A 22047-nucleotide genomic window follows, 5' to 3' on the forward strand; every position below is an offset into this window, starting at 1 on the left:
GGGGGGGGCGGGGGCGGCTCGTTGGGGGGCGTTGCCCCCCGCGGTGGGGGGGGGGGGGGTGTTTACAAATACACGCGGGGGGGGGGGGGGCGGCGGCGCGGGCGCCCCCCACCGCCGTGGTCGTCGTACACGAGGCGGCCGCGCCCGTGACCGCCTTCCGCGCGGCCGCCGCCGCCGTGGCCTTCGTACGCAAGGCGGCGCCGCCCCGGTCGCCTTCCCCGGGGCGGCCACCGCCCGTACCCCCGGCTCACCCGGCCTCGGCGTGTCCCTCGCCGTCGGCCCCGGGCCCGTACAGCGCGTGGTGGACGGTCGCGTAGGTCGCCCCGTGCTCGGCGAGGACGTCGGCGGTGGTGCCGGGGGTCGCGGTCAGGGCCAGGAGCAGGTGTTCCTGGCCGATGAAGCGGTCGCCGCGCCCCAGGGCGATCCGCAGGGACTTCTCCAGGATGCTCTTCGCCCCCGGGGTGAAGGCACGGTGCCCCGACCACCACCGGCGGCTCCGCCGGTCGGCGGTGAGGGCGCCCTCGCCGTGGGTCCCCTCGACCCGGGACACGATGGCGTCGACGTCGATCCCGATACCCGCGAGGGCGTCGGTGTCGGCCTTCGTCAGCCCGCCCCGGCGGCGGGCCTCGGCGAAGGAGGCCTCCAGTGAGGCGCGGCGGCGGGTCAGGCCGAGGGAGGCGACGGCGGAGGAGGCCCGGTCGCCCTCCTGCTCCAGCAGGGCGAGGAACAGGTGCTCCTCGGTGACCGATCCGGCCCCGACGCGCTCCGCCTCCGCCACAGCGCCCTTCACGGTCGCGCGGGCACCTTGGGTGAACCGTTCGAACATCAGCGCCTCCCATACTTCTTGTGCACGGCCTGCCGGCTGACGCCCAGCTCGGCGGCGATCTCCTGCCACGACCATCCCTGGACGCGGGCACTGCGCACCTGTACGGCTTCGAGCTGCTCCAGCAGCCGCCGCAGCGCGGCCACCGCCCGCAGCCCGACACGCGGGTCGCGGTCACCGGCACGTGCGGCCAGATCCGTTGCTTCGGTCATGGCGTCAACTTACATTGACACCCCCTCGCCGTCAATCAAAGTTGACATCGTCGTCCGCCAGGCGGGCATGCCGTTCGATGTCGTACCGGTACCTCCCGTAGCGCAGCTTGGCCCGCTCGATCCCCTCGGACGCGAACCCGGACCGTTCGGCGACCCGGCAGGAGGCCGGGTTGTTGGTGCGGTGGCCCAGCTCCAGCCGGTAGAAACCGCCCTCGCGGAACGCCCAGCGAGCCAGCGCCCGCACACCGGCGGAGGCGACGCCCCGGCCGCGCGCCTCCTCGGTGGTCCAGTAGGAGACCCAGCCCGTCTCGTGGATCCGGTTGACGACGTCGACGGCCACGCAGCCGAGGGCCTCGCCCTCCTCGCCCACGACGGCCCAGGAGTAGCTGGTCCGGTCCCGCCGTTCGCGCAGTCGGCTCGCGATCCAGACCAGGGCGTCGGCCTGGTCGGAGACGGGCCGGTCCGTCTGCCAGTTCATCTCGGCCGGGGCGAAGGCGCGGAGCACGGCGGGGGCATCGGTGGGAAGCCAGGAGCGCAGCAAAAACCCCTCGGGGGTGGTCAGTTCATCCATGCGGACCATCCTCCCGCACGGTCACCACCACCTCCGCCCCCGGCCAGGCGAGGACGGTCAGCCGTCCCCCGTGCGGCGCCCTGCCGAGAACATGCGCGGGCCCGGTCACGGAGACGCGCCAGCCCCGGGACGAGGGCGGGAGGGACAGCTCCGTGGTGCCGGGGCGGACGGCAGCACGGTAGGCGAGGCGGTAGGAGCGGCTGCCCGCGTCGTACGTGTCGGAGCGGACCGTACCCGCGACGGCCGGGGCGTACGGGGTCGCCGTCTGCTCCTTGTTCGTACGGAAGCGGCCCCGCTCGTCGACCGCGCAGTAGCCGCCGCCGTAGCACCAGACGTACCCCGCCCAGCCGGAGCTGTAGCGGTTCAGGGAGGCGACGGCCTCGCGGTAGAAACGGCCCATGTTGGGAAGGGAGTTGTTCAGCGGCCCCCACTCCCCGACGACCACGGGCATCCGGTGGCGGGCCGGGTACGCGGTGACGGCGGCCTCGTACGCCTCGATCCACCCGGCCCCGGGGTCGTAGTCCGCGCCCGCCTCCATGGCGGTGTTGTAGAAGTGCGGGGCGTACACGGTCCGGCTGTCCTCGATCCGCCCCAGCCCGGTGGGCACGCCCTCGCCGACAATCGGGGTCGGCTCGACGAAGAGCCAGGTGGAACGGTCCTTGGCACGGATGGCCCGGGCGAGGCGGTTGTACATCGGGGTGAGGTGCCGGGCCTCGATGCGGCGGGCGGCGGTGGGCAGGTCCTCGCCCTCGCGCAGCTCCCCCATCGGCTCGTTGATCAGGTCGTAGCCGATCACGGCCGGGTGGCCGCGGAACCGTTCGGCGAGGACCTGCCACATGGCGGCCTGGGCGCGCCGGAGGTCGGGGTCCTCGTAGAGGTGGGTGAAGGCCCGCTGGACGGCCGGTTCGAAGTACTCGGAGAACCAGTCGTCGGGGTTCGGGGTGAACGGCAGCCCGTCGGTCCTGGTGGCCCATTCCGGGATGCCCCGGTGGCCGAACGCGGGCCCGAAGACGTCCTGGTGGGCGTCGATGAGGACGTGGATACGGTGTTTCCGCGCCCAGTCCAGGATGCGCTCGATCTTCCGGAGGTAACGCTCGCTGTACTGGCCGCGCCGGGGCTCCAGATCGTCCCAGAAGACCAGCAGCCGGGCGAAGTTGAAGCCGCCTGCCCGCAGGTCGCGGAAGTGGCGTTCGGTGATGGCGCTGAGCGCGGCCTCGCCCCGGTTCGCCTTGTCCTCGACGTTCCAGCCGCGCAGGGTGAGGGTGCGGCCCCGGCTGTCGGTGAGGGGCGGGATGGAACGTTCGTACGAGACCGGGGAGACGGGTGCGGGTGCGGGGTCCGCCGTCGCGGCGGGAGCGAGGGCCCCCGCCGCCAGGACGGACGCGACGACAAGTGCTATGAGTGCTCTGCCCATACGCATGGGCGGCATCCCATCAGCAAAGCTGACACTTATTCAAGTATGGGGAGCTGACGGGTTCCGTGGGGTTACTCCGTCGGCCGGAGCACGATCTTCCCGAACTGCTCGCCGTCGGCCAGCCGCTGGAACCCCTCGCGGGCCCGGTCCAGCGGCAGCACCTCGTCGATGACCGGGCGTACGCCTGTGGTCGCGCAGAACGCGAGCAGACCCTCCAGCTCGTCCTTGGTCCCCATCGTGGAGCCGACGACCTTCAGCTCCAGGAAGAAGATCCGGGTCAGCTCGGCGTGCGAGGGCCGGTCGCCGCTGGTGGCCCCCGAGATGACGAGGGTGCCGCCGGGGCGCAGCGACTTCACGGAGTGGGACCAGGTGGCGGCCCCGACGGTCTCGATGACGGCGTCCACCCGCTGCGGGAGCCGCGCCCCGGGCTCGTACGCCTCCAGTGCGCCGAGTTCGACGGCCCGCTTGCGCCGGGTCTCGTCGCGGCTGGTGGCGAAGACCCGGAGCCCGGCGGCCTTCCCGAGCACGATCGCGGCGGTGGCGACTCCGCCGCCCGCGCCCTGGACGAGCACCGAATCACCGGGCCGCACCCCGGCGTTGGTGAAGAGCATCCGGTACGCGGTGAGCCAGGCGGTCGGCAGACAGGCGGCCTCCTCGAAGGTGAGCTCCTTCGGCTTGGGCAGCACGTTCCAGGTGGGTACGGCGACCTGCTCGGCGAAGGTGCCCTGGTAGCGCTCGGTGAGGATGGAGCGCGGCTCCTTCGGCCCGACCCCGTGGCCGGACTGGCCGATCACGGAGTGCAGGACGACCTCGTTGCCGTTCTCGTCGATACCGGCGGCATCACAGCCGAGGATCATCGGCAGCCGGTCCTCGGCGAGGCCCACGCCCCGCAGCGACCAGAGGTCGTGGTGGTTGAGGGAGGCGGCCCGGACGGTGATGATGCTCCACCCCGGCCGCGCCTCGGGGGCCGGGCGCTCGCCCAGCTCAAGGCCGTTGAGGGGCTGATCGGGGTCGATGCGGGCTGCGTAGGCGGCGAACATGGCTAGACGATAGGCCGGGCGGGCCGGGGACGTAACCGCATCCACGTGTGACGCACACCAAGTGGCCGCCCCCGCCCTCGCCGTCTCTTCCCCCGGTGGGCCTCTTCCGGCGTCTCCGGCGGGCACATCAAGCCCCTGCGGCGGGGCTGAAGTCGGGGCGGGCTGGAACGCCGGAGGGGCCGAAAAAAAAGGGGGGCGGAGCCCCAACCCACAAGGCCCCGCCCACCGTCAAACACACACGCCCAACCTCAGCGCCGAGCCACACCCTCCGCCCGCGCGGCCGCGGCCACCGCGGCCGTGACCGCCGGGGCGACCCGCTCGTCGAACGGCGAGGGGATCACGTAGTCCGCCGCCAGCTCATCGCCGACCACGTCGGCCAGCGCGTTGGCCGCGGCGATCTTCATCCCCTCCGTGATCCGGGAGGCCCGCACCTGGAGCGCCCCCGCGAAGATCCCCGGGAACGCCAGCACGTTGTTGATCTGGTTCGGGAAGTCCGAGCGCCCGGTCGCCACCACGGCCGCGTACTTGTGCGCGATCTCGGGGTGGACCTCCGGGTTCGGGTTGGCCATGGCGAAGACGTACGCACCGGGCGCCATCGACGCCACCGCCGCCTCCGGCACCGTACCGCCGGAGACACCGATGAAGACGTCCGCCCCGGCGAGCGCCTTCTCCAGCGAACCGGAGATCCCGGCCCGGTTGGTCAGCTCGGCCAGCTCGCGCTTGACCTCGGTCAGGTCGTCCCGGTCCCGGCTGACGATGCCCTTGCGGTCGGCCACGGCGACATCGCCGATACCGGCCTCCAGCAGGAACTTGGCGATGGCCACGCCCGCCGCGCCCGCGCCGGAGATCACCCCGCGCAGATCGCCGAGCGTGCGCCCGGAGAGCTTGGCGGCGTTGCGCAGGGCGGCGAGGGTGACGACCGCCGTCCCGTGCTGGTCGTCGTGGAAGACCGGGATGTCCAGCCGCTCCTGGAGCTTGCGCTCGATCTCGAAGCACCGGGGCGCCGAGATGTCCTCCAGGTTGACCCCGCCGAAGGAGGGGGCGAGCCGGACGACGGTCTCGACGATCTCGTCCGCGTCGGTGGTCGCGAGCGCGATCGGCACCGCGTCCACGCCGCCGAACTGCTTGAAGAGGATGGCCTTGCCCTCCATCACGGGGAGGGACGCCTCGGGCCCGATGTCACCGAGACCGAGCACGGCGGTGCCGTCCGTCACGACGGCCACGACCTGGGACTTCCAGGTGTAGTCGTGGACGAGCTCGGGGTTGTCGGCGATGGCGCTGCAGACCTTCGCCACGCCGGGCGTGTAGGCCAGGGAAAGGTCGTCCTTGTCCCGGATCGGGACGGTGGACTGCACGGCCATCTTCCCTCCCCGGTGGAGGGCGAAGGCCGGATCGAAGGGCTCGTCGGCCCCGGTCTCCGCGTCCGCGGCGCTCACGCGCCGGATGTCACTGTCGGTAGTGCTGTCGCTGCGAGGATTGACGATCTCCGCTGCCATGGTGTTGACCCCTTAAGTCTTCATCGTTTGAGGGTGGCCACTCCTGGTTGAGGAGGGGTGGGCGGGCACCGCGTACGTGCCCTGCACCAGGCGGTTGGCCCGCCCCGGCAGGGAGAGGTACATACGCGCGGGCGCGCCGCACACGCGCCCTGAGCCCCGGATGAGGGGTGTAAACGTCTTTCTTACCGGACCAACCCTGTTACGCACGAGTCCATTCCGATGCGGTGACGTGACTCATAGTCGAATATCTGGACAAGTCGGCAAACCGGCACAAATGCCGCCTGAGAGGCAAGGCACACCGAAGATTCTTCGGCGCCGGGAACGTTTCACCACAGAAGGTCCGGTCCAGACCTATCGGTCACGCGAGTTCGGGTGTTGCCCGTTATCCGATTTTGACATGACTGGGCCCCTGAATCGGCTGGTCCGAATGGCAGGATGCCGTCATCAAACGAGGTGCCGACACTCGAAGGTGCGTGCCAAGCCTCCCCGAAAGCCCCCCACCCTCACTTTCATCCCTCACCTGCCGGAGGTTCCCGACATGACCGCAAGCATCACGCGTCGTAAGACCGCCAAGTCCCGGATTGCGGCGGTCGGCGCCATCGCGGTCGCCGGCACCCTGCTGCTCACCGCCTGTGGCGACCAGACCGACAGCTCCTCCTCCGAGGGCGGCAGCGGCACGGCCACCAAGGCCGGCGCCCCGCTCTTCTCCAAGCTGCCGGAGAAGTACCAGAAGTCGGGTGTCATCAAGGTCGGCACGAACGCCGAGTACGCCCCGATGGAGTCCTTCGAGAACGGCAAGATCGTGGGCGTCGACCCCGACCTGGCCGACGCCCTCGGCAAGCAGCTCGGTGTGAAGTTCGAGTTCACCTCCGGCTCCTTCGACGGGCTGATCACCGCCCTGAACACCGGCCGCCACGACATCGCCATGTCGTCCATCACGGACAACAAGCAGCGCCAGGAGGGCCTGGACGAGTCCGGCAAGAAGCTGGGCGAGGGCGTCGACTTCGTCGACTACTTCCTGGCCGGCACCGCCGTGTACACGAAGAAGGGCAACCCGCAGAACATCAAGTCCATCGAGGACCTCTGCGGGAAGGGCGCCGCCGTGCAGCGCGGCACCACCTACGAGAAGGCCCTCAAGACGCAGTCGAAGGCCTGTACGGACGGCGGCAAGCCCGCCATCAAGATCCAGTCCTTCGAGAACGACACCGAGGCCCAGACCCGCGTCAAGTCCGGCGGTGCGGTCGCCGGGGTCAACGACTACCCGGTCGCGGTCGACCTGGCCCGCAAGGCCGACGGGGGCAAGGCCTTCGAGGTCGTCGGCGAGCAGATCGACGCGGGCCCGTTCGGCATCGCCGTCAAGAAGGACAACACCGGGCTGCGGGACGCCCTCAAGGAAGCCGTCGACGCGATCATCGCCGACGGTTCGTACCAGAAGGTGCTCGACAAGTGGGGCGCCGGCACGGGAGCGATCGACAAGGCCGCCATCAACGGCGGCAAGTGACCGGACGCTTCACTGAAGGGCAGTCACGATGACTGACAAGTTCGACAAGACGCCCGCCGGCTCACCGGCCGGCCAGGTGTCCGTCTCCAAGGGCTCCACCACGGCCCCGGAGAACATCAAGGCCATCCCGGTCCGCCATGTCGGCCGCTGGATCAGCGGCGTCGTGGTCATCGGCCTCCTCGCCGGCCTGGTCTACGCCTTCTCGCAGGGCAACATCCAGTGGCAGGCCGTGGGCGACAAGCTGTTCGACAGCAGCGTCCTCGCCGGAGCCGGCCGCACCGTGCTGATCAGCGTCCTCGCGATGGTGCTCGGTGTGATCCTCGGTGTGATCCTGGCCGTGATGCGGCTCTCGAAGAACCCGGTCACCAGCTGGGTCGCCTGGCTGTACATCTGGTTCTTCCGGGGCACCCCGGTCTACGTACAGCTGCTGCTCTGGTTCAACCTGGCGCTGATCTTCCCGATCCTGAACATCCCGTTCATCTACAAGGACGAGATGACGGACGTCATGACCCCGTTCATGTGCGCCCTGCTGGGGCTCGCCCTGAACGAGGCCGCCTACATGGCGGAGATCTGCCGCGCCGGCATCCAGTCGGTCGACGAGGGCCAGACCGAGGCGTCGCACGCGCTCGGCATGACCCAGGCGAAGACCATGCGCCGCGTGGTCCTGCCGCAGGCGCTGCGCGTGATCATCCCGCCGACCGGCAACGAGTTCATCAACATGCTGAAGACCTCCTCGCTGGTCTACGCGGTCACGTACAACGAGCTGCTCCGCTCCACCTCGCAGATCGGCTCCACCTCGTACGCGGTGATGGAGATGCTGTTCGTCGCGTCCATCTGGTACATCGTGATGACCAGCGTGTTCAGCGTCGGCCAGTACTACCTGGAGCGCCGCTACGCGCGTGGCGCCCTGCGTGCGCTGCCGCTCACGCCGTGGCAGCGTGTCAAGGTCAACCTCGCCTCGTTCAGCAACCGGCCCTCCGGAGGTGTCTCCGCATGACCACCCCCATGGTGAAGGCCGAGGGCGTCCACAAGTCCTTCGGCGCAGCCCACATCCTCAAGGGCATCGACCTGGAGGTCGCCCCGCGTGAGGTGTTCTGCCTGGTCGGCCCGTCCGGCTCCGGCAAGTCGACCTTCCTGCGGTGCATCAACCACCTGGAGCAGATCAACGCAGGCCGGCTCTCGGTCGACGGCGAGCTGGTCGGCTACCGGCAGAAGGGCGACAAGCTCTACGAGCTCAAGGACAGCGAGGTCGCCCTCCAGCGCCGGGACATCGGCATGGTGTTCCAGCGGTTCAACCTCTTCCCGCACATGACGGCCATCGAGAACGTCATGGAGGCCCCGATCCAGGTCAAGGGCGAGGCCAAGGCCGTGGCCCGGGCCCGGGCCGAGAAGCTGCTGGACCGGGTGGGGCTCGGCGACAAGACGAAGAACTACCCCTCCCAGCTCTCCGGCGGGCAGCAGCAGCGCGTCGCCATCGCCCGTGCGCTGGCGATGGAGCCGAAGCTGATGCTCTTCGACGAGCCGACCTCCGCGCTCGACCCGGAGCTGGTGGGCGATGTCCTGGACGTCATGCGCGGTCTGGCCGAGGACGGCATGACGATGATCGTCGTCACCCACGAGATGGGCTTCGCCCGCGAGGTCGGTGACGCGCTGGTCTTCATGGACGACGGTGTGGTGGTCGAGTCGGGCCACCCGCGCGATGTGCTGACCAACCCGCAGCACGACCGGACGAAGTCGTTCCTGTCGAAGGTGCTGTAGCTCGTTCCCCAAAAGAGGGCGGTACGGACACGATGTCCGCACCGCCCTCTTTTACGTCTGCTCTTGCGTCTGCTCTTGCTTCTGCTTTTACGTCTGCTCTTGCGTCTGCCGCCGCTACTTCACGGCGAGGACGAGGCTGTCCGAGGGCGAGGACCAGACGGTACGGGCCTCGCCGAAGCCGGCGGCGAGCAGGGTGCGGGCGTGCCAGTCGGCGGAGGGCGTGTCGCCGTCCGCGTGCTCGCCGTAGATCGCGAACCGTTCGGCGGTGGGCCCGGCGAGTACGGGGTCCTGGGCGGCGAGCGCCCACCATTCGGCCCAGTCCAGGACGCCGCCGGCCTTGGCCCGGTCCATGGCGGCGTGCCGGTGGGCGCGTTCGGCGGCGTTGATCCGGGGGGTGGCCGGGTCGATGGTGTGGTCGGCGTTCATGAAGACCCCGCCGTCCCGGACGAGCTTGCCGAGCTGCCCGTACAGGGTGGCCAGCGGCTCGCTGTGGAGCCAGTGCAGGGCGGTGGCGGTGAGGACGGCGTCGTACGAGGAGTGGGGCAGCCGGGCCGTCCACTCCGGGTCCTTGAGGTCGGCGGTGACGAGGGTGACCCGGTCGTCGCCCTCGAAGGTGCCGCGGGCTATGGCCAGGAGCGCGGGGTCGAGGTCGACTCCGGTGCTCGTGGCGTCCGGGAACCGCTGGAGGAGCCGGTCCGTAATACTTCCCGTACCGCACGCGAGGTCGAGCACCCGGGGCGCGGGGCCGACGACCGCCTCGACCATGTCCAGCATCACCCGGAACCGCTCCTCGCGGTCGGGCATGTACCACTCCTGCTGCCGGTCCCAGCTCTCCTGCCAGGACCGCCAGTCGGTGCTCGTCCCTGTCTCCGTCACGCCAACCTCCAAGTAAGCCTCTTGAATATCGACCACCCATTACACTGGCCGACACCCCGACCCTAGACCGACCCGGTAAGGACTACAAGTGGAACTGGCCTATTACTCGGACTATGCCGTGCGTCTGGTCAACACCGAGGAGCCGGCCCGCAACAAGGACGCCCTCACCTCGGTCGAGGCGGTCCGGGAGCTGTTCGGCGGCAACCAGCAGGCGGCGCGGCGGACGACGGACGCGGACGTGACCCGTTTCCGTTCCGTACGGGGACGGCTGCGCGCGGTCTTCGAGGCGGCCGACGGCGGGGACGAGACGCTCGCGGTGGACCTGCTGAACTCGCTGCTGCTGGAGTTCCCGGTGAGCCCGCAGATCTCCGGGCACGACACCCGGGACGAGGACGGCAGGCCGGACTGGCACATGCACCTGGCCGACCACCCGTCGAACGCGACCGCCGGGTACACGGCCATCGCGGCGATGGGCCTGGCCTTCCACCTGACCTCGCACGGCGTGGACCGCCTGGGCCTCTGCGAGGCGGTCCCGTGCCGCAACGCCTACCTGGACACCTCCACCAACCGGTCCCGGCGCTACTGCTCGGACCGGTGCGCGACCCGGGCCAACGTGGCCGCCTACCGGGCCCGCAAACGCGCGGAGGCGGAGCGGACGGGCCGCACGGCCGAGACCGCCCAGCCGAGCACCTCGGTCACCGACCGCTGACGCCTGGACCCCTTGCCCCCATTAGGCCCCTTGGAGCCCTTGGAGCCCCTCGAACTCTCCGGGCCCTCGGAGCCCTTCGAACGCTCCGGGCCCTTGGAGTCCTTCGAACGCTCCGGGCCCTTGGAGTCCTTCGGGCCCTTCGCCGGAGGCCGGTAGCGGACCCGCACCCGGGCCAGGACGAGCTCATCGGGGACCACCCCGTAATCCGTGCTGTCCCCGCCCGCGAACGTGTTGTCGCCCCGCACCCACCAGCCGCCCGGCCGCCGTTCGACGGCCCGCTTGACCACCAGCAGGTCCTGCTGGAAGGGGTGACGCAGGATCACCACGTCACCGGGGCGCACGGGCGCCCCGTACTGCACCAGCAGCAGGTCGCCGTGGTAGAGCGTGGGCACCATCGAAGGCCCCGTCACCTCCACGACCTGCAAGGGGCGCCGCCAGCCCCGCCCCCCTCCGGACACCCGTCCCCGCTCCGGCATCTCGGTCACCTCCCGGTCCTCCTCCGGCCGCACCGTAACGCGTACCGCTCCGTACGTTCCGCTCCGCACCGTACGTTCGGCTCCGTACGTTCACGTTCCGCTCCGTACATTCGGCCGACGGCCCGATTCCCACCCCGGACTTTTGACCTAAGCACCTGGGGCAGCCACGGAAAGCGGCGCTCCACGGAGTAATGTCCCACCTGAGAAGACGATCACGAGGAGGACAGCTCCATGCTTTCCCGCCTGTTTGCCCCCAAGGTGAAGGTCAGCGCCCACTGCGACCTTCCCTGCGGCGTCTACGACCCGGCCCAGGCCCGCATCGAGGCCGAGTCGGTCAAGGCCGTCCAGGAGAAGTACCAGGCCAACGAGGACGCGGACTTCCGCACCCGCGCGGTCCTGATCAAGGAACAGCGCGCCGAGCTCGCGAAGCACCACGTCTCGGTGCTCTGGAGCGACTACTTCAAGCCCCCGCACTTCGAGAAGTACCCGGAGCTGCACCAGCTGATCAACGACACCCTGAAGGCGCTCTCCGCGGCCAAGGGCTCGAACGACCCGGCGACGGGCCAGAAGGCCCTGGACCTGATCGCCGAGGTCGACAAGATCTTCTGGGAAACCAAGAAGGCTTGATCTACGGTTAGGCCGTCTGACCTGCGGTTTCGCTGGTCATGTCGCCCACCGGTCCGCACCCGGTCCGCAGGCCGCCGAGAACGGCGTCCATCACGGACCGGGTGCGGTCTTCTTCGCCCGGCCACAGGTGCGCGTAGATCCGCAGCGTGATGACGGCGGACGCGTGGCCGAGGACGAGCTGCACCTGCTTGACGCTCGCCCCGCCCGCGATGAGCGCGGAGGCGTAGAAGTGCCGCAGGTCGTGGGTCACTAGGTGCGGCAGCTCGACGGACTTGCGGCCCTCATGCTTGGCCGCCTCGCTCTCCTCCGTTTGGAGCGCCCTGCGGGCGCAGTTCCACTCGGTCTTCCAGCGGCGGTAGTTGAGCGGTTCCCCTTCCTCCATCGTGAACAGCCACTCCTTGGAGTGGCGTGCGGCGAGGTGTCCGAAGAGCGCGTCGGTGACGACCTCCCCGACCGGAACGGTCCGACGTGACTTCGCGGTCTTCGGCGGGCCGACCTTCCCCGACCGGAGCTGCTGTCGCTCCAGGCCTTGAAGTCGACGTCCGCCACCTTGAGGCCGAGCAACTCCCCTATGCGCAGACCCGGTCCGGCGAGCATGACGACGGCCGCACGGATGTACGGCGGCATCACGCGTGCCATGGCCTCGACCTGGGCGACGGTCGTCGGGGTGACCTCCTCGTCCGGCATCACCGGAAGGGTGATCCGGCGGCACGGGCCGGAGGCGATGACCTTGTCGTCCACCGCCGCCGTCATCATGCGCACGAGGACGTCGTGGACGTTCCGGACGCTGCCGGGGCCGAGCTGGTCGGACAGGTGCTGATCTGGCGGCTCGACAACGCGTCCAGCCGACGACTCGCAGCCGCGAAGGCAAGCAGCACAATGGCTGTAGAGACGAGCATGCCAGCGCTCGGGGCTGCCGAATCCAAAGTTCCTCCCTCTCGTCGGCGCGGGCGATGACCCCCAACCTGGCGGTCGGATTCTCGTCAGAGTGACATGCTGGATACTTCACTGAAACGAGGGAGTTGGGCTCATGCAGTGGACCGTCCATGGCGAGCGGCAGATCTACAACAACCCATGGGTGAATCTCTGGCTCGTCGACGTTCAGCAGCCTGACGGTCGGCGGTGGGAACACCATGTGGTCCGCATGCGCCACCTGGCCGTAGCGGCCGTGGTCGACGACCAGAAGCGCGTGCTGATGATGTGGCGGCACCGGTTCATCACCGACACCTGGGGCTGGGAGCTTCCGATGGGCCTCATCGAGGCCGACGAGACCCCGGAACAGGCTGCTGCCCGCGAGGCCGAGGAGGAGACCGGCTGGCGGGTGAAGGGTGTCAAGCCGCTCGTGTACGCGCAGCCGGCGAACGGCATCACGGATTCCGAGCACTTCGTCTTTCGTGCCGAGCCCGCCTCGTACGCGGGCTCGCCGACCGAATTGAACGAGTCGGACCGAATCGAGTGGGTTCCGATCTCGGAGATCAGGGGCATGATCGACCGTCGCGAGATCGTCAGCAGTGGCAGCCTGGTCGGTCTGCTGTATCTGCTGCTGGACGAGGCGACCGGCGGCTCGTAAGGGGTCAGCCGAGGGCCTCGCGCATGCGTTGCTCGAAGGCGAGGACGAGGGCTTCGCGTGCGTAGGGCAGCATTCGGCGGTGAAGCTCTTGGACGTGGCCGCTCACTCGTGGCGAGTCAATGGCTGCGGCGAGGTCGAGGGCGAGGCCGGCGCTGGTGCATGCCTCGTCGAGTTTGCCCAGCTGGAGCTGGGCACTGGCCAGCCAGTAGGCGTGGAAGGCCCGGCCTCGCTGTTGGTCGGCAGTTTCTCGACGTAAGCCCTCAGCGATGAGGGGTTCGGCGCGGGCTGGTTCACCAAGGCGCGCGTAGGCGATGCCCGTGTCCACGAGGAGTTTCGTCTCGTCGAAGTACTGGACCCAGTCAGGCGCCTCGGCTTCGTGTCCGCGTGAGCGTTCGTACTGGGTACGGGAGCGATCCACGGCTTGGTGGCAAGCCTGAGCATCTCGAAGGGAGGCATGGGCGAACGCTTCACGCAAATGCAGCATCGACATGACGAGCGGTTGTTCGCCGGCGGCGCGGGCCGCGTCCTGGGCGCGGCACGCAAGGGCCACGGCATCGCTCGGATTGCCGTCGTAGGTGGCCAGAAGACTCATGCAGGACAGCACATTGGCCATGAAGAGGCTGTCGCCTTGCGTGTGGGAAAGCTTGAGCGCTTGGGTGAAGTAGGTGCGGGCGGTGCTGTACTGACGGGCATCGAAGTAGGCCCAGCCGGAAAGCCGTGCCAGCTCGGCCGCGACCCCTTGGAGGTCGTGCCGTAAGCCAGTCTCGGCGTTATCGAGTAGACGGCCGACATAGCGCAGATGCCCCACGACGGCCGGCCGCAGGGTCGCGCCGCCGTGTGCGTTGTCGCGCCGCCAGTAGTCCTGGACCGAGGAGCGCAGGGCCGTGAGGGTGGAGCGAGTTGCACGGCCGTCGACCAAGGCAAGAAGGTCATCCAATTCCTCTGCCTTTTCGGTGCGCTGAGGCTCGCGCGGTACCGCAGGAAGTAGCTCGGGCGACCTCTCCTCGGTGGTGGAGGAAGCAGGGATCTCCCAAGGGCGGTGGGCCAGGCCGAGCATTGCACCGGGGATGCGAAGGCCGTCGGCGACGCGTTCGATCACGTCGATATGTGCCAAGCCGCGTCGTCCCGCCATGATCTCGCCGACTCTGCTCGGCGTCATGCCACACAGCGCGGCGACCCGCGACGGGTAGATCCCGGCCTTGACCTTGACCAGCCGGAAGATGCGGGCGAAGTCCCTGCTGCGACAGGCATCCTGCCATTCCGCACTGGCCAGCAGTTCGGCCGACAGAGCCCGGTGAACCTGCGAGCGTGCCACTCATCCCCCTCACTCGCCCGTCCGGACGGGCTGCCATGGGACCGACTGCCGAAGAGATTACCCACGTTGGGTAACCACGGTGACCTGACTCTGTGATCGTCGTGGCAGTGAACTTGTGTCCCACAGCCCGCCCGCGACGAAGGGACGCGATGCACGCGATGACGACGTACGACCGACAGGCCACCCCGTTGCGGTGGCAGATGCAGTTCAGCCCGGTACGCAAGTGCGTGCCTCTGGCCCGCGCCTTCGTCTCCAAGACGCTCGCGAGCTGGGGATACGGCCAGGAGTGCATTGACCGGGTGGTCCTCGTCTGCGGAGAGCTCTCCGCCAATGCCGTCGAGCACGGCGACAGACGAGGGCACCTCTTCGAAGTTCGGCTGACGGTTGACGGACCACACTGCATGGTCGAAGTCTCCGATGCTGGCCGCACCCTTCCCCGCCCCATCCAGGCCGGGGAGGACGACGAAGGCGGCCGGGGCCTGCTGCTCGTCGCAGCGCTCTCTGAAGAAACCGGCCACCACGACCGCCACCCGATCGGCAAGACCGTCTGGGCCCGCCTGATCCTCAGCAGCCCGAGCGAGGAGTCCGTATGCACGAGCTGATCGCTGCCCCGTACCTCGACCACCACCTCCTCGTACGGCCGGGCAACCCGAAGGCAGCACGCCTTCCCGCCCACCGGTACGACGAACTGCACACCGCATCGGGTACTTCAGCAGTGCCCGCATGGTTGGCCGACGTGGCCCGTCAGGCTTGGAAGATCGATCTCGGCGACCGACCCCTCGATGAATCTGTGCTGGTTCGTTCCCGCTCTCCGTATGCGTATGGGCGCGCCTCGTACGAGCTGAACCTCGGCTGCAACTACGACTGCGAACACTGCTACCTCGGCCTGAAGCAATTCGCCGGCCTGGAGTGGCCTGAGCGTGAGCGCCTACTGCACGCCATCAGGGACTCGGGGGTGCTTTGGCTCCAGCTAACAGGCGGTGAGCCGATGATCGACAAGCTGTTCCCCGAGACGTACCGGCTGGCGTACGAGCTGGGCATGATGGTCGAGATCCTCACCAATGGCTCGCGTCTCGCCGCGCCGAAGAACCTTGCGCTGCTGACCCGCTTGAGGCCGAACCGGATCACACTCAGCCTGTACGGGGCCACCGCGGAGTCCTACGACGGGCTGACCCGACGCCGGGGCGCGTACCGCATGTTCGTCAAAGGACTGGATGCAGCCCACGAAGCTGGGCTGCCCCTCGATCTCGCCTTGATCATCACGCGGCACAACGCCCATGAGGCCGACCAGATGCGCGCCTTCGCCGGCCGCTACGACCTGTCGTACCGCGAGTACACCCACATGTCGCCGACCATCTACGGCGGCGCGGAAACCCTCGCCACCCAGGCCCCGGACCACCTCGCAGATCGCGAACCCTTCAACGGCTGCAACGCCGGCCACACCTTCTTCCACGTCGACCCGCACGGCATGGCGACCATCTGCAAGGTCGGCCGTGACGAAGCGATCCCTCTCATGACCACGGGAGTCGAGGGCCTGAGCCGCCTTGGCGGCATCGCCGACTCTCTGATGCTTCGCACCGGTGGCTGCACCGGCTGCCAGCTCTCCGGCACCTGCCGGGTCTGTCGGCCGCTGGCCAAGGTCTACCAGGAGGCGAAGGCACCACTGGACAGGTACTGCCAACACGCGACTACAAGGAGCTGAACCATGACCGCCGTAGCAGTCGAGATCGCCCCCATCCGCCCGCTGTCCGAGCCTGATGCGGAGATCGTCCTCATCGACGACGTGGACGCCTTCGCTGCGGCCACCACGCCCGGCTGCGGGGACGACAACCCGTACAACTGACCATCCCTTCAGGGGCTTTCGGCGGCACCTCGCGCCGGAGGCCCCTGTTGGCGCGTAGATCTGGAAACCTGACGGCCATGCCCGCACCCTCCATCACCTTCGCCGGTCTCCCCTCTGGCGCTCGTACCGCCATCGAAGCCGAGATCGGCTCGATTCTCAGGATCGAAGACGTCAGCACCGGTCTTAACAGCTCCCTCTCCGCGCTCGCACACACCGCCGACGGAGTCGTCTTCCTCAAGGGCCTGCCCTCCGACCATCGCTGGGTCTGGACGCAGCAACGCGAGGCAGACATCAACTCGTTCGTGACCCCGCTCGCCCCGCGGCTTCTCTTCCACGTTGTCGTCGGCGGCTGGGATCTCCTCGGCTTTGAGGCCATCGACGGCCACCATGCCGACTACTCCCCAGGCTCCCCTGACTTGCCCAAAGTGATCGGGGCCCTCAGAGAGCTTGCCGCTCTTCCTTGCCCTGACATCGAACTCCGACACGCCGAACAACGCCTGGCTGGCTACGTCGCCGATCCCGCCGACGCGAAAGCTTTCGCAGGAAACGCGTTGCTTCACACTGACTGGAACAACCACAACGTTCTCATCACTCACGACCGCGCCCACCTCGTCGACTGGGGCTGGGCCACCCGCGGGGCCGCCTGGTTGGATCCCGCCCACTGGGTCATCTGGCTCATCGCGGCTGGCCACACGCCTTCTGCCGCAGAGGAATCGGTCGCGCTTCTTCCTGCCTGGGCATTGGCACCACCCCGAGCGGTGGACACCTTCGCCCACGCCAGCGCGAACCTCTGGGGTGAGATCGCAGGCTCCGCTCCAGACGATTGGACGATGAACTTGCTCAACGCCGCACGGCTCTGGCAACAGCATCGAAGTAATTGCTCCTGACAGACGGGGCGGGCAGCCTCTCCGAAGTGCTCTCTTCCGCAGAACTGTTGTAGCGGGTCCGCGGAGCCCTCGCTCGAATCAGTCCTCCGAAGGGACCCTCATGCCCCAGCAGACCGATGACCAGCCGAAGGCACCCAAACCGGCGCTCGATTCGATGACCCTGCTGGTCGCTGCGGTCATCGTCCATGACAGGGCCACCAACCGCGTCGTCCTACTCCAACGCAGCGAGAACGCCAAGTTCGCCCAAGGTATGTGGGACCTGCCGGTCGGCAAGAGTGAACCCGGCGAGCCCATCACCGAGACTGCGATCCGCGAGCTCCATGAGGAGACCGGCCTCACCGTGGAGCCCGAGTCTCTCAAGGTCGCCCACATCATCCACGGGGCCTGGGGCGTCGAAGCCCCCAACGGCTTCCTTACGGTGGTCTTTGCTGCGCACGAGTGGACCGGCGAACCCGAGAACCGCGAGCCCCTCAAGCACTCCCAGGTTCGCTGGGTCGACGCCGACGCCATCCCCGAGAACTTCGTGGACACCACCTCAAGTGCCCTCCACAGTTACCTCGCGGGAGGCCCGGAGATTTCCCTCAACGGCTACCGTCCCTGATTGTCGAGGTGGCAGCGGCCGGTCAGGTGTCGAGGGCGACTTCGGGATGCGTGAAATGTACGGGCTTGGCAAGCGACCGGGCGTAGGCGATTTCGGCTCGGGTGCTGTCTCCGATGTGGTCGCCGACTACGAGCACCTCATCGGCGAGCCGGATCTTCGCCCGGTGCAGATCGTCAAGTCGGGCCTCGGGCCTCGGGCCTCGGGCCTCGGGCCTCGGGCCTCGGGCCTCGACAGGATCGGACCAGAGCTCGTGCGGCGACTTCATGTCACAGCCCGGTTTGACGACAATCCTTCCGGCTTTGGTCTCCCGCGTATGACACTGGTTCCTCCTTGCGGTGCGGCCCAGGGGTGCCTGCGGAGACCAGGAGGAGGGCGTCCAAGATCGTTTGGCAGGTGTGCAGAGAGGCTGGGCTTCTTTCGCTTGGTGGGTGCGGAAGGGTGGGGGTTTCCTGGTCGAACTTTTGTTCCGTTCGTCTCTCGTCGGCGTGAACACGCGCTGTTATCGTGCAGCCACCCGCAAGTGTGACGGGAGGGGGCGGCGTTGACGCGTTCTGTGGAGGGTGAGGAGGCCGAGGCGTTGAGCCGGGCCGCTGTGGCGGTCTTCCGGTTGAACAGGAGGTTCACCTCGGCCCTCGACCGGACGGCGCTGCCCTGCGGGCTCAGTGCCGCGCGGTGGCAGATACTCAGCACGGTGGCGGACGGGCCGCTGTCGGTCTCCGAGGTGGCCCGGCGGGTGGGGGCCACCCGGCAGAGTGTGCAGCGCATCGCGGACCTGCTGGTACGGGAGGGGCTCGCCGGGTATCAGGACAATCCGGCGCACCGGCGGGCGAAGCTGCTCATCGCCACCGACGAAGGTGTCACAGCGCGATGTGCGATGGACTCCTCTCTTGCCGAGCTGGCCCGGCGGCTGTCCGAGAGCCTCGGGGGCGGGAGCGAGGTGCACCGGACGGTCGCGGTGCTGCGTGTGCTGTCGGGTGCGCTCACCTCTCTCAGCGCCGACGACTCTCTGTGACCCAGCAGCCGGACGCCTCGGCTCCGGTTCCGTATCGCATGTCGCGGGCGGTGGCCGGGTGCACCGGCATACGGACAACCGTGGCCGGAAACTGCCGCTGTTTTCCTAGTAGTTGACTGCACTGTGGCTCCATCTTTGCGATACCGTTCCCGCCTTAAGTGGGGTTTCAGACGGCGGGGGACCTGTTGAATCGGTTTGTCTTCAGACTGTTGGGACCACTGCTCGTCCAGACCGACGAGGGCCCCCTGCGCATCAACGGCCGACGCCAGGCGTCGGTCCTCGCGATGCTGGTGCTCCACGCCGACCGGGTCGTCTCGGTGGACACCCTCGTGGACGCGGTGTGGCCCGACTCCCCTCCGGCGACGGCGCGCAACCAGATCGCCATCTGTGTGGCCACCCTGCGCAAGACCTTCAAGCAGGCCGGGGTCTGCGATCTTCTCATCACCTCGCCGCCGGGCTATCTGCTGGCCAAGGGGGAGCACCGCATCGATGTGCAGGAGTTCCTGGAGCGCGCCGAGTCGGGGCGTGAGGCGGCCCGGCAGGGGAGGGCCGAGGAGGCCTGCTCCCTGTTCGCGGAGGCCCTGAGCATCTGGCGCGGGGCGGCGCTCGACGAGACGCCGGGCTCCCGGCTGGAGGCCGAGGCGACCCGGCTGGAGCAGGCGCGGCTGACGCTGATCGAGGAACGCGCGGAGCTGATGCTCCAGTTGGGGCGGCACCGCGCGCTGACCGGTGAGCTCACCGAACTGGTGGCCCGGCATCCGCTGCGCGAGCAGTGCCGTGAGCACCTGATGCTCGCCCTGTACCGGTCGGGGCAGCGGGCGGCGGCGCTCGACGTCTTCCTCGGCGGCCGCCGGTTACTCACCGAGGAACTCGGCATAGAACCCGGGCCGGGGCTCCGGCAGTTGCACGATCTGATCCTGCGGGACTCGCCGGAGCTGACCCGGCCGCCGGCCAAGGCGGCGCCGACCGCCGACACCCAGACCACCCCGGCCCAACTTCCCGCTGGGGTTATGGCGTTCACTGGCCGGCAGGGTGAAATGGCCTCTCTGGACCGGTTGTTGAAGGAGCCCTACGACCGGTGCACCCCGGCCCTGGCGACGATCGTGGGGGTGGGCGGGGTCGGCAAGACCGCTCTGGCGGTGCACTGGGCGAGTCAGGTGGCCGACCAGTTCCCCGACGGCCAGTTCTTCGCCGATCTGCGGGGGTACGACGAGGAGCAGGCACCGGTCTCCCCCGCCGCCGTGCTCGACCGGTTCCTGCGGGCCCTGGGGATCGGCGCACCGCAGATCCCCGCCGATCCCGACGAGCGGGCCTCGCTGTTCCGGAGTCTGCTCAGCACCCGCAAGACGCTGATCGTCCTGGACAACGTACGTTCCTTCGAGCAGTTGAGACCGCTGCTGCCCGGCGGCGGCCGCAGCGTGGTGCTCGCCACCAGCCGGGAGAGCCTGGGCGATCTGACCGGGGACTACACCGCGCTGCGCATCCGGCTGCGGATGCTGGAGGCGGCCGAGGCGACGGCGCTGCTCATCAAGCTCGCCGGGGCGGACCGGTTCGGCAGCGACCCGGTGGCAGTGGAGCAGCTCGGCGCGCTCTGCGACCGGTTGCCGCTGGCGCTGCGGATCGCCGGGGCGAAGCTGGCGGCGAAGCCGAGTCTGAGCGTGCGCAGCCTGGTGGAGCGGCTGCGCGACCACCGGTCCCGGCTCGATGTCCTGAGCCCCGGCGAGGGCGGGGTACGCGCCGGGTTCCGGCTGACCTACCGGGATCTGCCGCCCGAGGCGGCGCTGATGTACCGCCGCCTCGGGCTGCTGCGTACGGCGGACTTCGCCGCATGGGCGGGGGCGGCCGTACTCGACACCTCCGTATGGCACGCGGAGGAACTCATCGACCAGTTGGTCGACGCGCAACTGCTGGAGGTGGCCGACGCGGCTCCCGGCCCGGCGGCCCGCTACCGGTTCCAGGATCTGCTGCGGCTCTTCGCGCGCGAGCGGGCGGAGGCCGACGAACCGAAGGCGGAGGCCGACGCCGCGCTGGAGCGGGCCTTCGCGGCGTGGCTCTGGCTGGCCGAGGAGGCGCACCGGCGGATCGACGGACGCCGGTTCCCGGTGGGCCGGGCGCCCGCACCGCAGCCCGCCTTCCTCCAGAAGGTGGCCGACGAGCTGCTGGAGTCCCCCATGGACTGGTTCGAGTCGGAGCGCACCGCCGTGACGGACCTGGTGGCGCAGGCGGCGGAGACCGGGCGGGCGCGGGACGCCTGGACGCTGACCGAGAGCGCTGTTCCGCACTTCGAGACGAAGAACTACCTGGAGGACTGGCAGCGCAGTGCCGAGCAGGCCCTCGGTGCGGCGCGGCGTGCCGGGGACGGGCCGGGTGAGGCGACGATGCTGCGGCTGCTGGGGTCGCTGGCGATCTATCAGCGCCGGTACGAGCAGGCCGAGGGGTGGAACATGGCCGCGCTGCGGCTGCTGCGCGACAGCGGGGACGCGGCCGGGTCGGCGCTCGCGCAGCGGAACCTGGCCATGTGCGCGCGGTTCCAGGGCGACTGGGAGCGGGCGCTGGAGTTCTGCCGGGCGGCGCTGAGCGGATTCCACGCGTCCGGGGACACCGGGAACGAGGCCCATCTGATGGGCTTCCAGGCGCAGATCGAGCTGGACCGCGACAATGTGGGCGACGCGCTGCCGCTCGCGCAGGAGGCGGTGGCGCTCAGCCGGTGCACCGGGTCGGTGCGGGCGGAGGCCCAGAGCGTGTACCGGCTGGCCGAGGTGCGGCTGCGCGCCGGGGACCATGCCGAGGCGGCCGAGTCGTTCGGGACGGTGCTGCGGCTGACCCGTGGGGAGGGCGACCGGGTGGGTGAGGCCCACGCGTTGCGGGGGCTGGGCCAGACACAGTGGAGCCAGGGCCTGCTGGCGGCGGCGGAGAGAACGCTGCAGCAGGCCCTGGAGATCACGGATGAGCTGGCGGACCGCTTCCTGTACGCCCGGGTGGAGATCGATCTGGGGTGCGTGGACGCGCTCGGCGGTCGCTGCGCACAGGCTGCGGAAAGGTTTCGGCTTGCCTGTGCGGCCTTCGGGGATGTCGGTGCGCAGCCCTGGCGGGCGCAGGCGGCCCGGTTGCTGGCTGCCGTGCAGGACGCGGGGGATGCGGGGGATGCGAAGGACGTACCGGATGCGGGGGACGGTGGTCCGGGCGATGGTCGTCCCGGGGGGTCGCCGCCTCGTTCCTTCACGACGTCGGAGCTGACACTGCTGCTGGCGCATCCGGCCGGCTGACCCGGCTGTTCACCACGGGCCGGACCCGTACGCCCTGAGGCGCCGGTATC

General features: G+C 69.2%; 23 protein-coding genes and 1 pseudogene. 13 read left to right on the plus strand and 11 right to left on the minus strand.

Going from position 1 to position 22047, the window contains the following annotated elements; translation table 11 throughout:
• Window positions 1-247: 247 nt before the first annotated feature.
• From ACFW9Z_RS17130 to ACFW9Z_RS17155, 6 genes are all read right to left on the minus strand, one after another.
• Window positions 248-826, minus strand: coding sequence for a Clp protease N-terminal domain-containing protein (locus ACFW9Z_RS17130; protein WP_384640897.1), 579 nt, complete (start codon window positions 824-826; stop codon window positions 248-250).
• Window positions 826-1035 (minus strand): sigma factor-like helix-turn-helix DNA-binding protein, encoded by a 210-nt coding sequence (locus ACFW9Z_RS17135; RefSeq protein ID WP_006127526.1) that lies wholly within the window; start codon window positions 1033-1035, stop codon window positions 826-828. The genes ACFW9Z_RS17130 and ACFW9Z_RS17135 overlap by 1 nt, the downstream gene beginning before the upstream one ends.
• 31 nt (window positions 1036-1066) lie before the next feature.
• Window positions 1067-1606 carry a GNAT family N-acetyltransferase gene (locus ACFW9Z_RS17140; protein ID WP_384640900.1) on the minus strand — a complete coding sequence of 180 codons (540 nt, stop codon included), beginning with the start codon at window positions 1604-1606 and terminating at the stop codon, window positions 1067-1069.
• Window positions 1599-3026 carry a cellulase family glycosylhydrolase gene (locus ACFW9Z_RS17145; RefSeq protein WP_384640902.1) on the minus strand — a complete coding sequence of 476 codons (1428 nt, stop codon included), beginning with the start codon at window positions 3024-3026 and terminating at the stop codon, window positions 1599-1601. Before ACFW9Z_RS17145 ends, ACFW9Z_RS17140 begins: the two co-directional genes overlap by 8 nt.
• Window positions 3027-3091: 65 nt before the next feature.
• On the minus strand, window positions 3092-4060 hold the full coding sequence (locus ACFW9Z_RS17150) for a zinc-binding dehydrogenase (RefSeq protein ID WP_384640905.1): 969 nt from the start codon (window positions 4058-4060) through the stop codon (window positions 3092-3094).
• 248 nt (window positions 4061-4308) lie between these two features.
• On the minus strand, window positions 4309-5556 hold the full coding sequence (locus ACFW9Z_RS17155; protein WP_384640907.1) for an NADP-dependent malic enzyme: 1248 nt from the start codon (window positions 5554-5556) through the stop codon (window positions 4309-4311).
• A 538-nt stretch (window positions 5557-6094) separates the two neighbouring features.
• Here ACFW9Z_RS17155 and ACFW9Z_RS17160 point away from each other — a divergent pair.
• From ACFW9Z_RS17160 to ACFW9Z_RS17170, 3 genes are read left to right on the plus strand one after another with little or no spacing between them, the layout of a single operon-like run.
• The gene (locus ACFW9Z_RS17160) at window positions 6095-7057 is read left to right on the plus strand and encodes an ABC transporter substrate-binding protein (protein ID WP_384640910.1); all 963 of its coding nucleotides are present in this window, start codon (window positions 6095-6097) and stop codon (window positions 7055-7057) included.
• Between the two features lie 28 nt (window positions 7058-7085).
• Window positions 7086-8054: an amino acid ABC transporter permease gene (locus ACFW9Z_RS17165; RefSeq protein ID WP_384640913.1), complete on the plus strand. Its 969-nt coding sequence runs from the start codon at window positions 7086-7088 to the stop codon at window positions 8052-8054.
• Complete coding sequence (locus ACFW9Z_RS17170; RefSeq protein ID WP_384640917.1) at window positions 8051-8815, plus strand: amino acid ABC transporter ATP-binding protein; 765 nt, start codon at window positions 8051-8053, stop codon at window positions 8813-8815. Before ACFW9Z_RS17165 ends, ACFW9Z_RS17170 begins: the two co-directional genes overlap by 4 nt.
• Window positions 8816-8929: 114 nt before the next feature.
• On the opposite strand, the gene ACFW9Z_RS17175 is transcribed toward ACFW9Z_RS17170, so the two are convergent.
• Window positions 8930-9691: a class I SAM-dependent methyltransferase gene (locus ACFW9Z_RS17175; RefSeq protein WP_384640920.1), complete on the minus strand. Its 762-nt coding sequence runs from the start codon at window positions 9689-9691 to the stop codon at window positions 8930-8932.
• A gap of 88 nt (window positions 9692-9779) precedes the next feature.
• Here ACFW9Z_RS17175 and ACFW9Z_RS17180 point away from each other — a divergent pair, with 88 nt between their 5' ends.
• Window positions 9780-10400, plus strand: a complete 621-nt coding sequence (locus ACFW9Z_RS17180; RefSeq protein WP_384640923.1) for a CGNR zinc finger domain-containing protein — start codon at window positions 9780-9782, stop codon at window positions 10398-10400.
• On the opposite strand, the gene sodX is transcribed toward ACFW9Z_RS17180, so the two are convergent.
• A complete protein-coding gene (gene sodX, locus ACFW9Z_RS17185; protein WP_384640927.1) occupies window positions 10313-10885 on the minus strand; it encodes a nickel-type superoxide dismutase maturation protease in 573 nt (190 codons plus the stop codon). The genes ACFW9Z_RS17180 and sodX overlap by 88 nt on opposite strands.
• 222 nt (window positions 10886-11107) lie before the next feature.
• Between sodX and sodN the strand changes: the two genes are divergently transcribed.
• Entirely contained in the window at window positions 11108-11503 is a 396-nt protein-coding gene (gene sodN, locus ACFW9Z_RS17190) for a superoxide dismutase, Ni (RefSeq protein WP_109163657.1), read from the plus strand.
• Between the two features lie 7 nt (window positions 11504-11510).
• Here sodN and ACFW9Z_RS17195 read toward each other — a convergent pair.
• A pseudogene (locus ACFW9Z_RS17195) lies at window positions 11511-12316 on the minus strand (tyrosine-type recombinase/integrase); the annotation flags it as partial.
• 217 nt (window positions 12317-12533) lie between these two features.
• On the opposite strand from ACFW9Z_RS17195, the gene ACFW9Z_RS17200 reads away from it, so the two are divergent.
• Window positions 12534-13073 carry an NUDIX hydrolase gene (locus ACFW9Z_RS17200; protein WP_384640931.1) on the plus strand — a complete coding sequence of 180 codons (540 nt, stop codon included), beginning with the start codon at window positions 12534-12536 and terminating at the stop codon, window positions 13071-13073.
• A 4-nt stretch (window positions 13074-13077) separates the two neighbouring features.
• On the opposite strand, the gene ACFW9Z_RS17205 is transcribed toward ACFW9Z_RS17200, so the two are convergent.
• Complete coding sequence (locus tag ACFW9Z_RS17205; protein ID WP_384640934.1) at window positions 13078-14388, minus strand: helix-turn-helix domain-containing protein; 1311 nt, start codon at window positions 14386-14388, stop codon at window positions 13078-13080.
• Between the two features lie 158 nt (window positions 14389-14546).
• Here ACFW9Z_RS17205 and ACFW9Z_RS17210 point away from each other — a divergent pair, with 158 nt between their 5' ends.
• From ACFW9Z_RS17210 to ACFW9Z_RS17230, 5 genes are all read left to right on the plus strand, one after another.
• Window positions 14547-14990, plus strand: a complete 444-nt coding sequence (locus ACFW9Z_RS17210; RefSeq protein WP_384640937.1) for an ATP-binding protein — start codon at window positions 14547-14549, stop codon at window positions 14988-14990.
• On the plus strand, window positions 14978-16090 hold the full coding sequence (locus ACFW9Z_RS17215) for a radical SAM protein (protein ID WP_384640941.1): 1113 nt from the start codon (window positions 14978-14980) through the stop codon (window positions 16088-16090). Before ACFW9Z_RS17210 ends, ACFW9Z_RS17215 begins: the two co-directional genes overlap by 13 nt.
• 3 nt (window positions 16091-16093) lie before the next feature.
• Window positions 16094-16231 carry a hypothetical protein gene (locus tag ACFW9Z_RS17220; protein WP_384640944.1) on the plus strand — a complete coding sequence of 46 codons (138 nt, stop codon included), beginning with the start codon at window positions 16094-16096 and terminating at the stop codon, window positions 16229-16231.
• Between the two features lie 77 nt (window positions 16232-16308).
• Complete coding sequence (locus ACFW9Z_RS17225; RefSeq protein ID WP_384640947.1) at window positions 16309-17118, plus strand: aminoglycoside phosphotransferase; 810 nt, start codon at window positions 16309-16311, stop codon at window positions 17116-17118.
• A 100-nt stretch (window positions 17119-17218) separates the two neighbouring features.
• Window positions 17219-17719, plus strand: a complete 501-nt coding sequence (locus tag ACFW9Z_RS17230) for an NUDIX domain-containing protein (RefSeq protein WP_384640950.1) — start codon at window positions 17219-17221, stop codon at window positions 17717-17719.
• A gap of 22 nt (window positions 17720-17741) precedes the next feature.
• Here the strand turns inward: ACFW9Z_RS17230 and ACFW9Z_RS17235 are convergent, their stop codons facing one another.
• Window positions 17742-18212 carry a hypothetical protein gene (locus ACFW9Z_RS17235; protein WP_384640953.1) on the minus strand — a complete coding sequence of 157 codons (471 nt, stop codon included), beginning with the start codon at window positions 18210-18212 and terminating at the stop codon, window positions 17742-17744.
• A gap of 48 nt (window positions 18213-18260) precedes the next feature.
• Between ACFW9Z_RS17235 and ACFW9Z_RS17240 the strand changes: the two genes are divergently transcribed.
• On the plus strand, window positions 18261-18731 hold the full coding sequence (locus ACFW9Z_RS17240; protein WP_384640956.1) for a MarR family winged helix-turn-helix transcriptional regulator: 471 nt from the start codon (window positions 18261-18263) through the stop codon (window positions 18729-18731).
• Between the two features lie 209 nt (window positions 18732-18940).
• Window positions 18941-21997 carry a BTAD domain-containing putative transcriptional regulator gene (locus ACFW9Z_RS17245; RefSeq protein ID WP_384640959.1) on the plus strand — a complete coding sequence of 1019 codons (3057 nt, stop codon included), beginning with the start codon at window positions 18941-18943 and terminating at the stop codon, window positions 21995-21997.
• Window positions 21998-22047 lie beyond the last annotated feature (50 nt).

Origin of the sequence: Streptomyces sp. NPDC059452 (genome assembly GCF_042750035.1) — a bacterium.
Classification (GTDB): domain Bacteria; phylum Actinomycetota; class Actinomycetes; order Streptomycetales; family Streptomycetaceae; genus Streptomyces.

Bases quoted from the DNA above. Each gene is read 5' to 3' on its own strand.
- ACFW9Z_RS17230 (WP_384640950.1), top strand. From the start codon at position 17,219: ATGCCCCAGCAGACCGATGACCAGCCGAAGGCACCCAAACCGGCGCTC.
- ACFW9Z_RS17140 (WP_384640900.1), bottom strand. From the start codon at position 1,606: ATGGATGAACTGACCACCCCCGAGGGGTTTTTGCTGCGCTCCTGGCTT.
- ACFW9Z_RS17130 (WP_384640897.1), bottom strand. From the start codon at position 826: ATGTTCGAACGGTTCACCCAAGGTGCCCGCGCGACCGTGAAGGGCGCT.
- ACFW9Z_RS17145 (WP_384640902.1), bottom strand. From the start codon at position 3,026: ATGCGTATGGGCAGAGCACTCATAGCACTTGTCGTCGCGTCCGTCCTG.
- ACFW9Z_RS17220 (WP_384640944.1), top strand. From the start codon at position 16,094: ATGACCGCCGTAGCAGTCGAGATCGCCCCCATCCGCCCGCTGTCCGAG.
- ACFW9Z_RS17215 (WP_384640941.1), top strand. From the start codon at position 14,978: ATGCACGAGCTGATCGCTGCCCCGTACCTCGACCACCACCTCCTCGTA.
- sodN (WP_109163657.1), top strand. From the start codon at position 11,108: ATGCTTTCCCGCCTGTTTGCCCCCAAGGTGAAGGTCAGCGCCCACTGC.
- ACFW9Z_RS17165 (WP_384640913.1), top strand. From the start codon at position 7,086: ATGACTGACAAGTTCGACAAGACGCCCGCCGGCTCACCGGCCGGCCAG.
- ACFW9Z_RS17225 (WP_384640947.1), top strand. From the start codon at position 16,309: ATGCCCGCACCCTCCATCACCTTCGCCGGTCTCCCCTCTGGCGCTCGT.
- ACFW9Z_RS17155 (WP_384640907.1), bottom strand. From the start codon at position 5,556: ATGGCAGCGGAGATCGTCAATCCTCGCAGCGACAGCACTACCGACAGT.
- ACFW9Z_RS17210 (WP_384640937.1), top strand. From the start codon at position 14,547: ATGACGACGTACGACCGACAGGCCACCCCGTTGCGGTGGCAGATGCAG.
- ACFW9Z_RS17170 (WP_384640917.1), top strand. From the start codon at position 8,051: ATGACCACCCCCATGGTGAAGGCCGAGGGCGTCCACAAGTCCTTCGGC.
- ACFW9Z_RS17200 (WP_384640931.1), top strand. From the start codon at position 12,534: ATGCAGTGGACCGTCCATGGCGAGCGGCAGATCTACAACAACCCATGG.
- ACFW9Z_RS17160 (WP_384640910.1), top strand. From the start codon at position 6,095: ATGACCGCAAGCATCACGCGTCGTAAGACCGCCAAGTCCCGGATTGCG.
- ACFW9Z_RS17135 (WP_006127526.1), bottom strand. From the start codon at position 1,035: ATGACCGAAGCAACGGATCTGGCCGCACGTGCCGGTGACCGCGACCCG.
- ACFW9Z_RS17150 (WP_384640905.1), bottom strand. From the start codon at position 4,060: ATGTTCGCCGCCTACGCAGCCCGCATCGACCCCGATCAGCCCCTCAAC.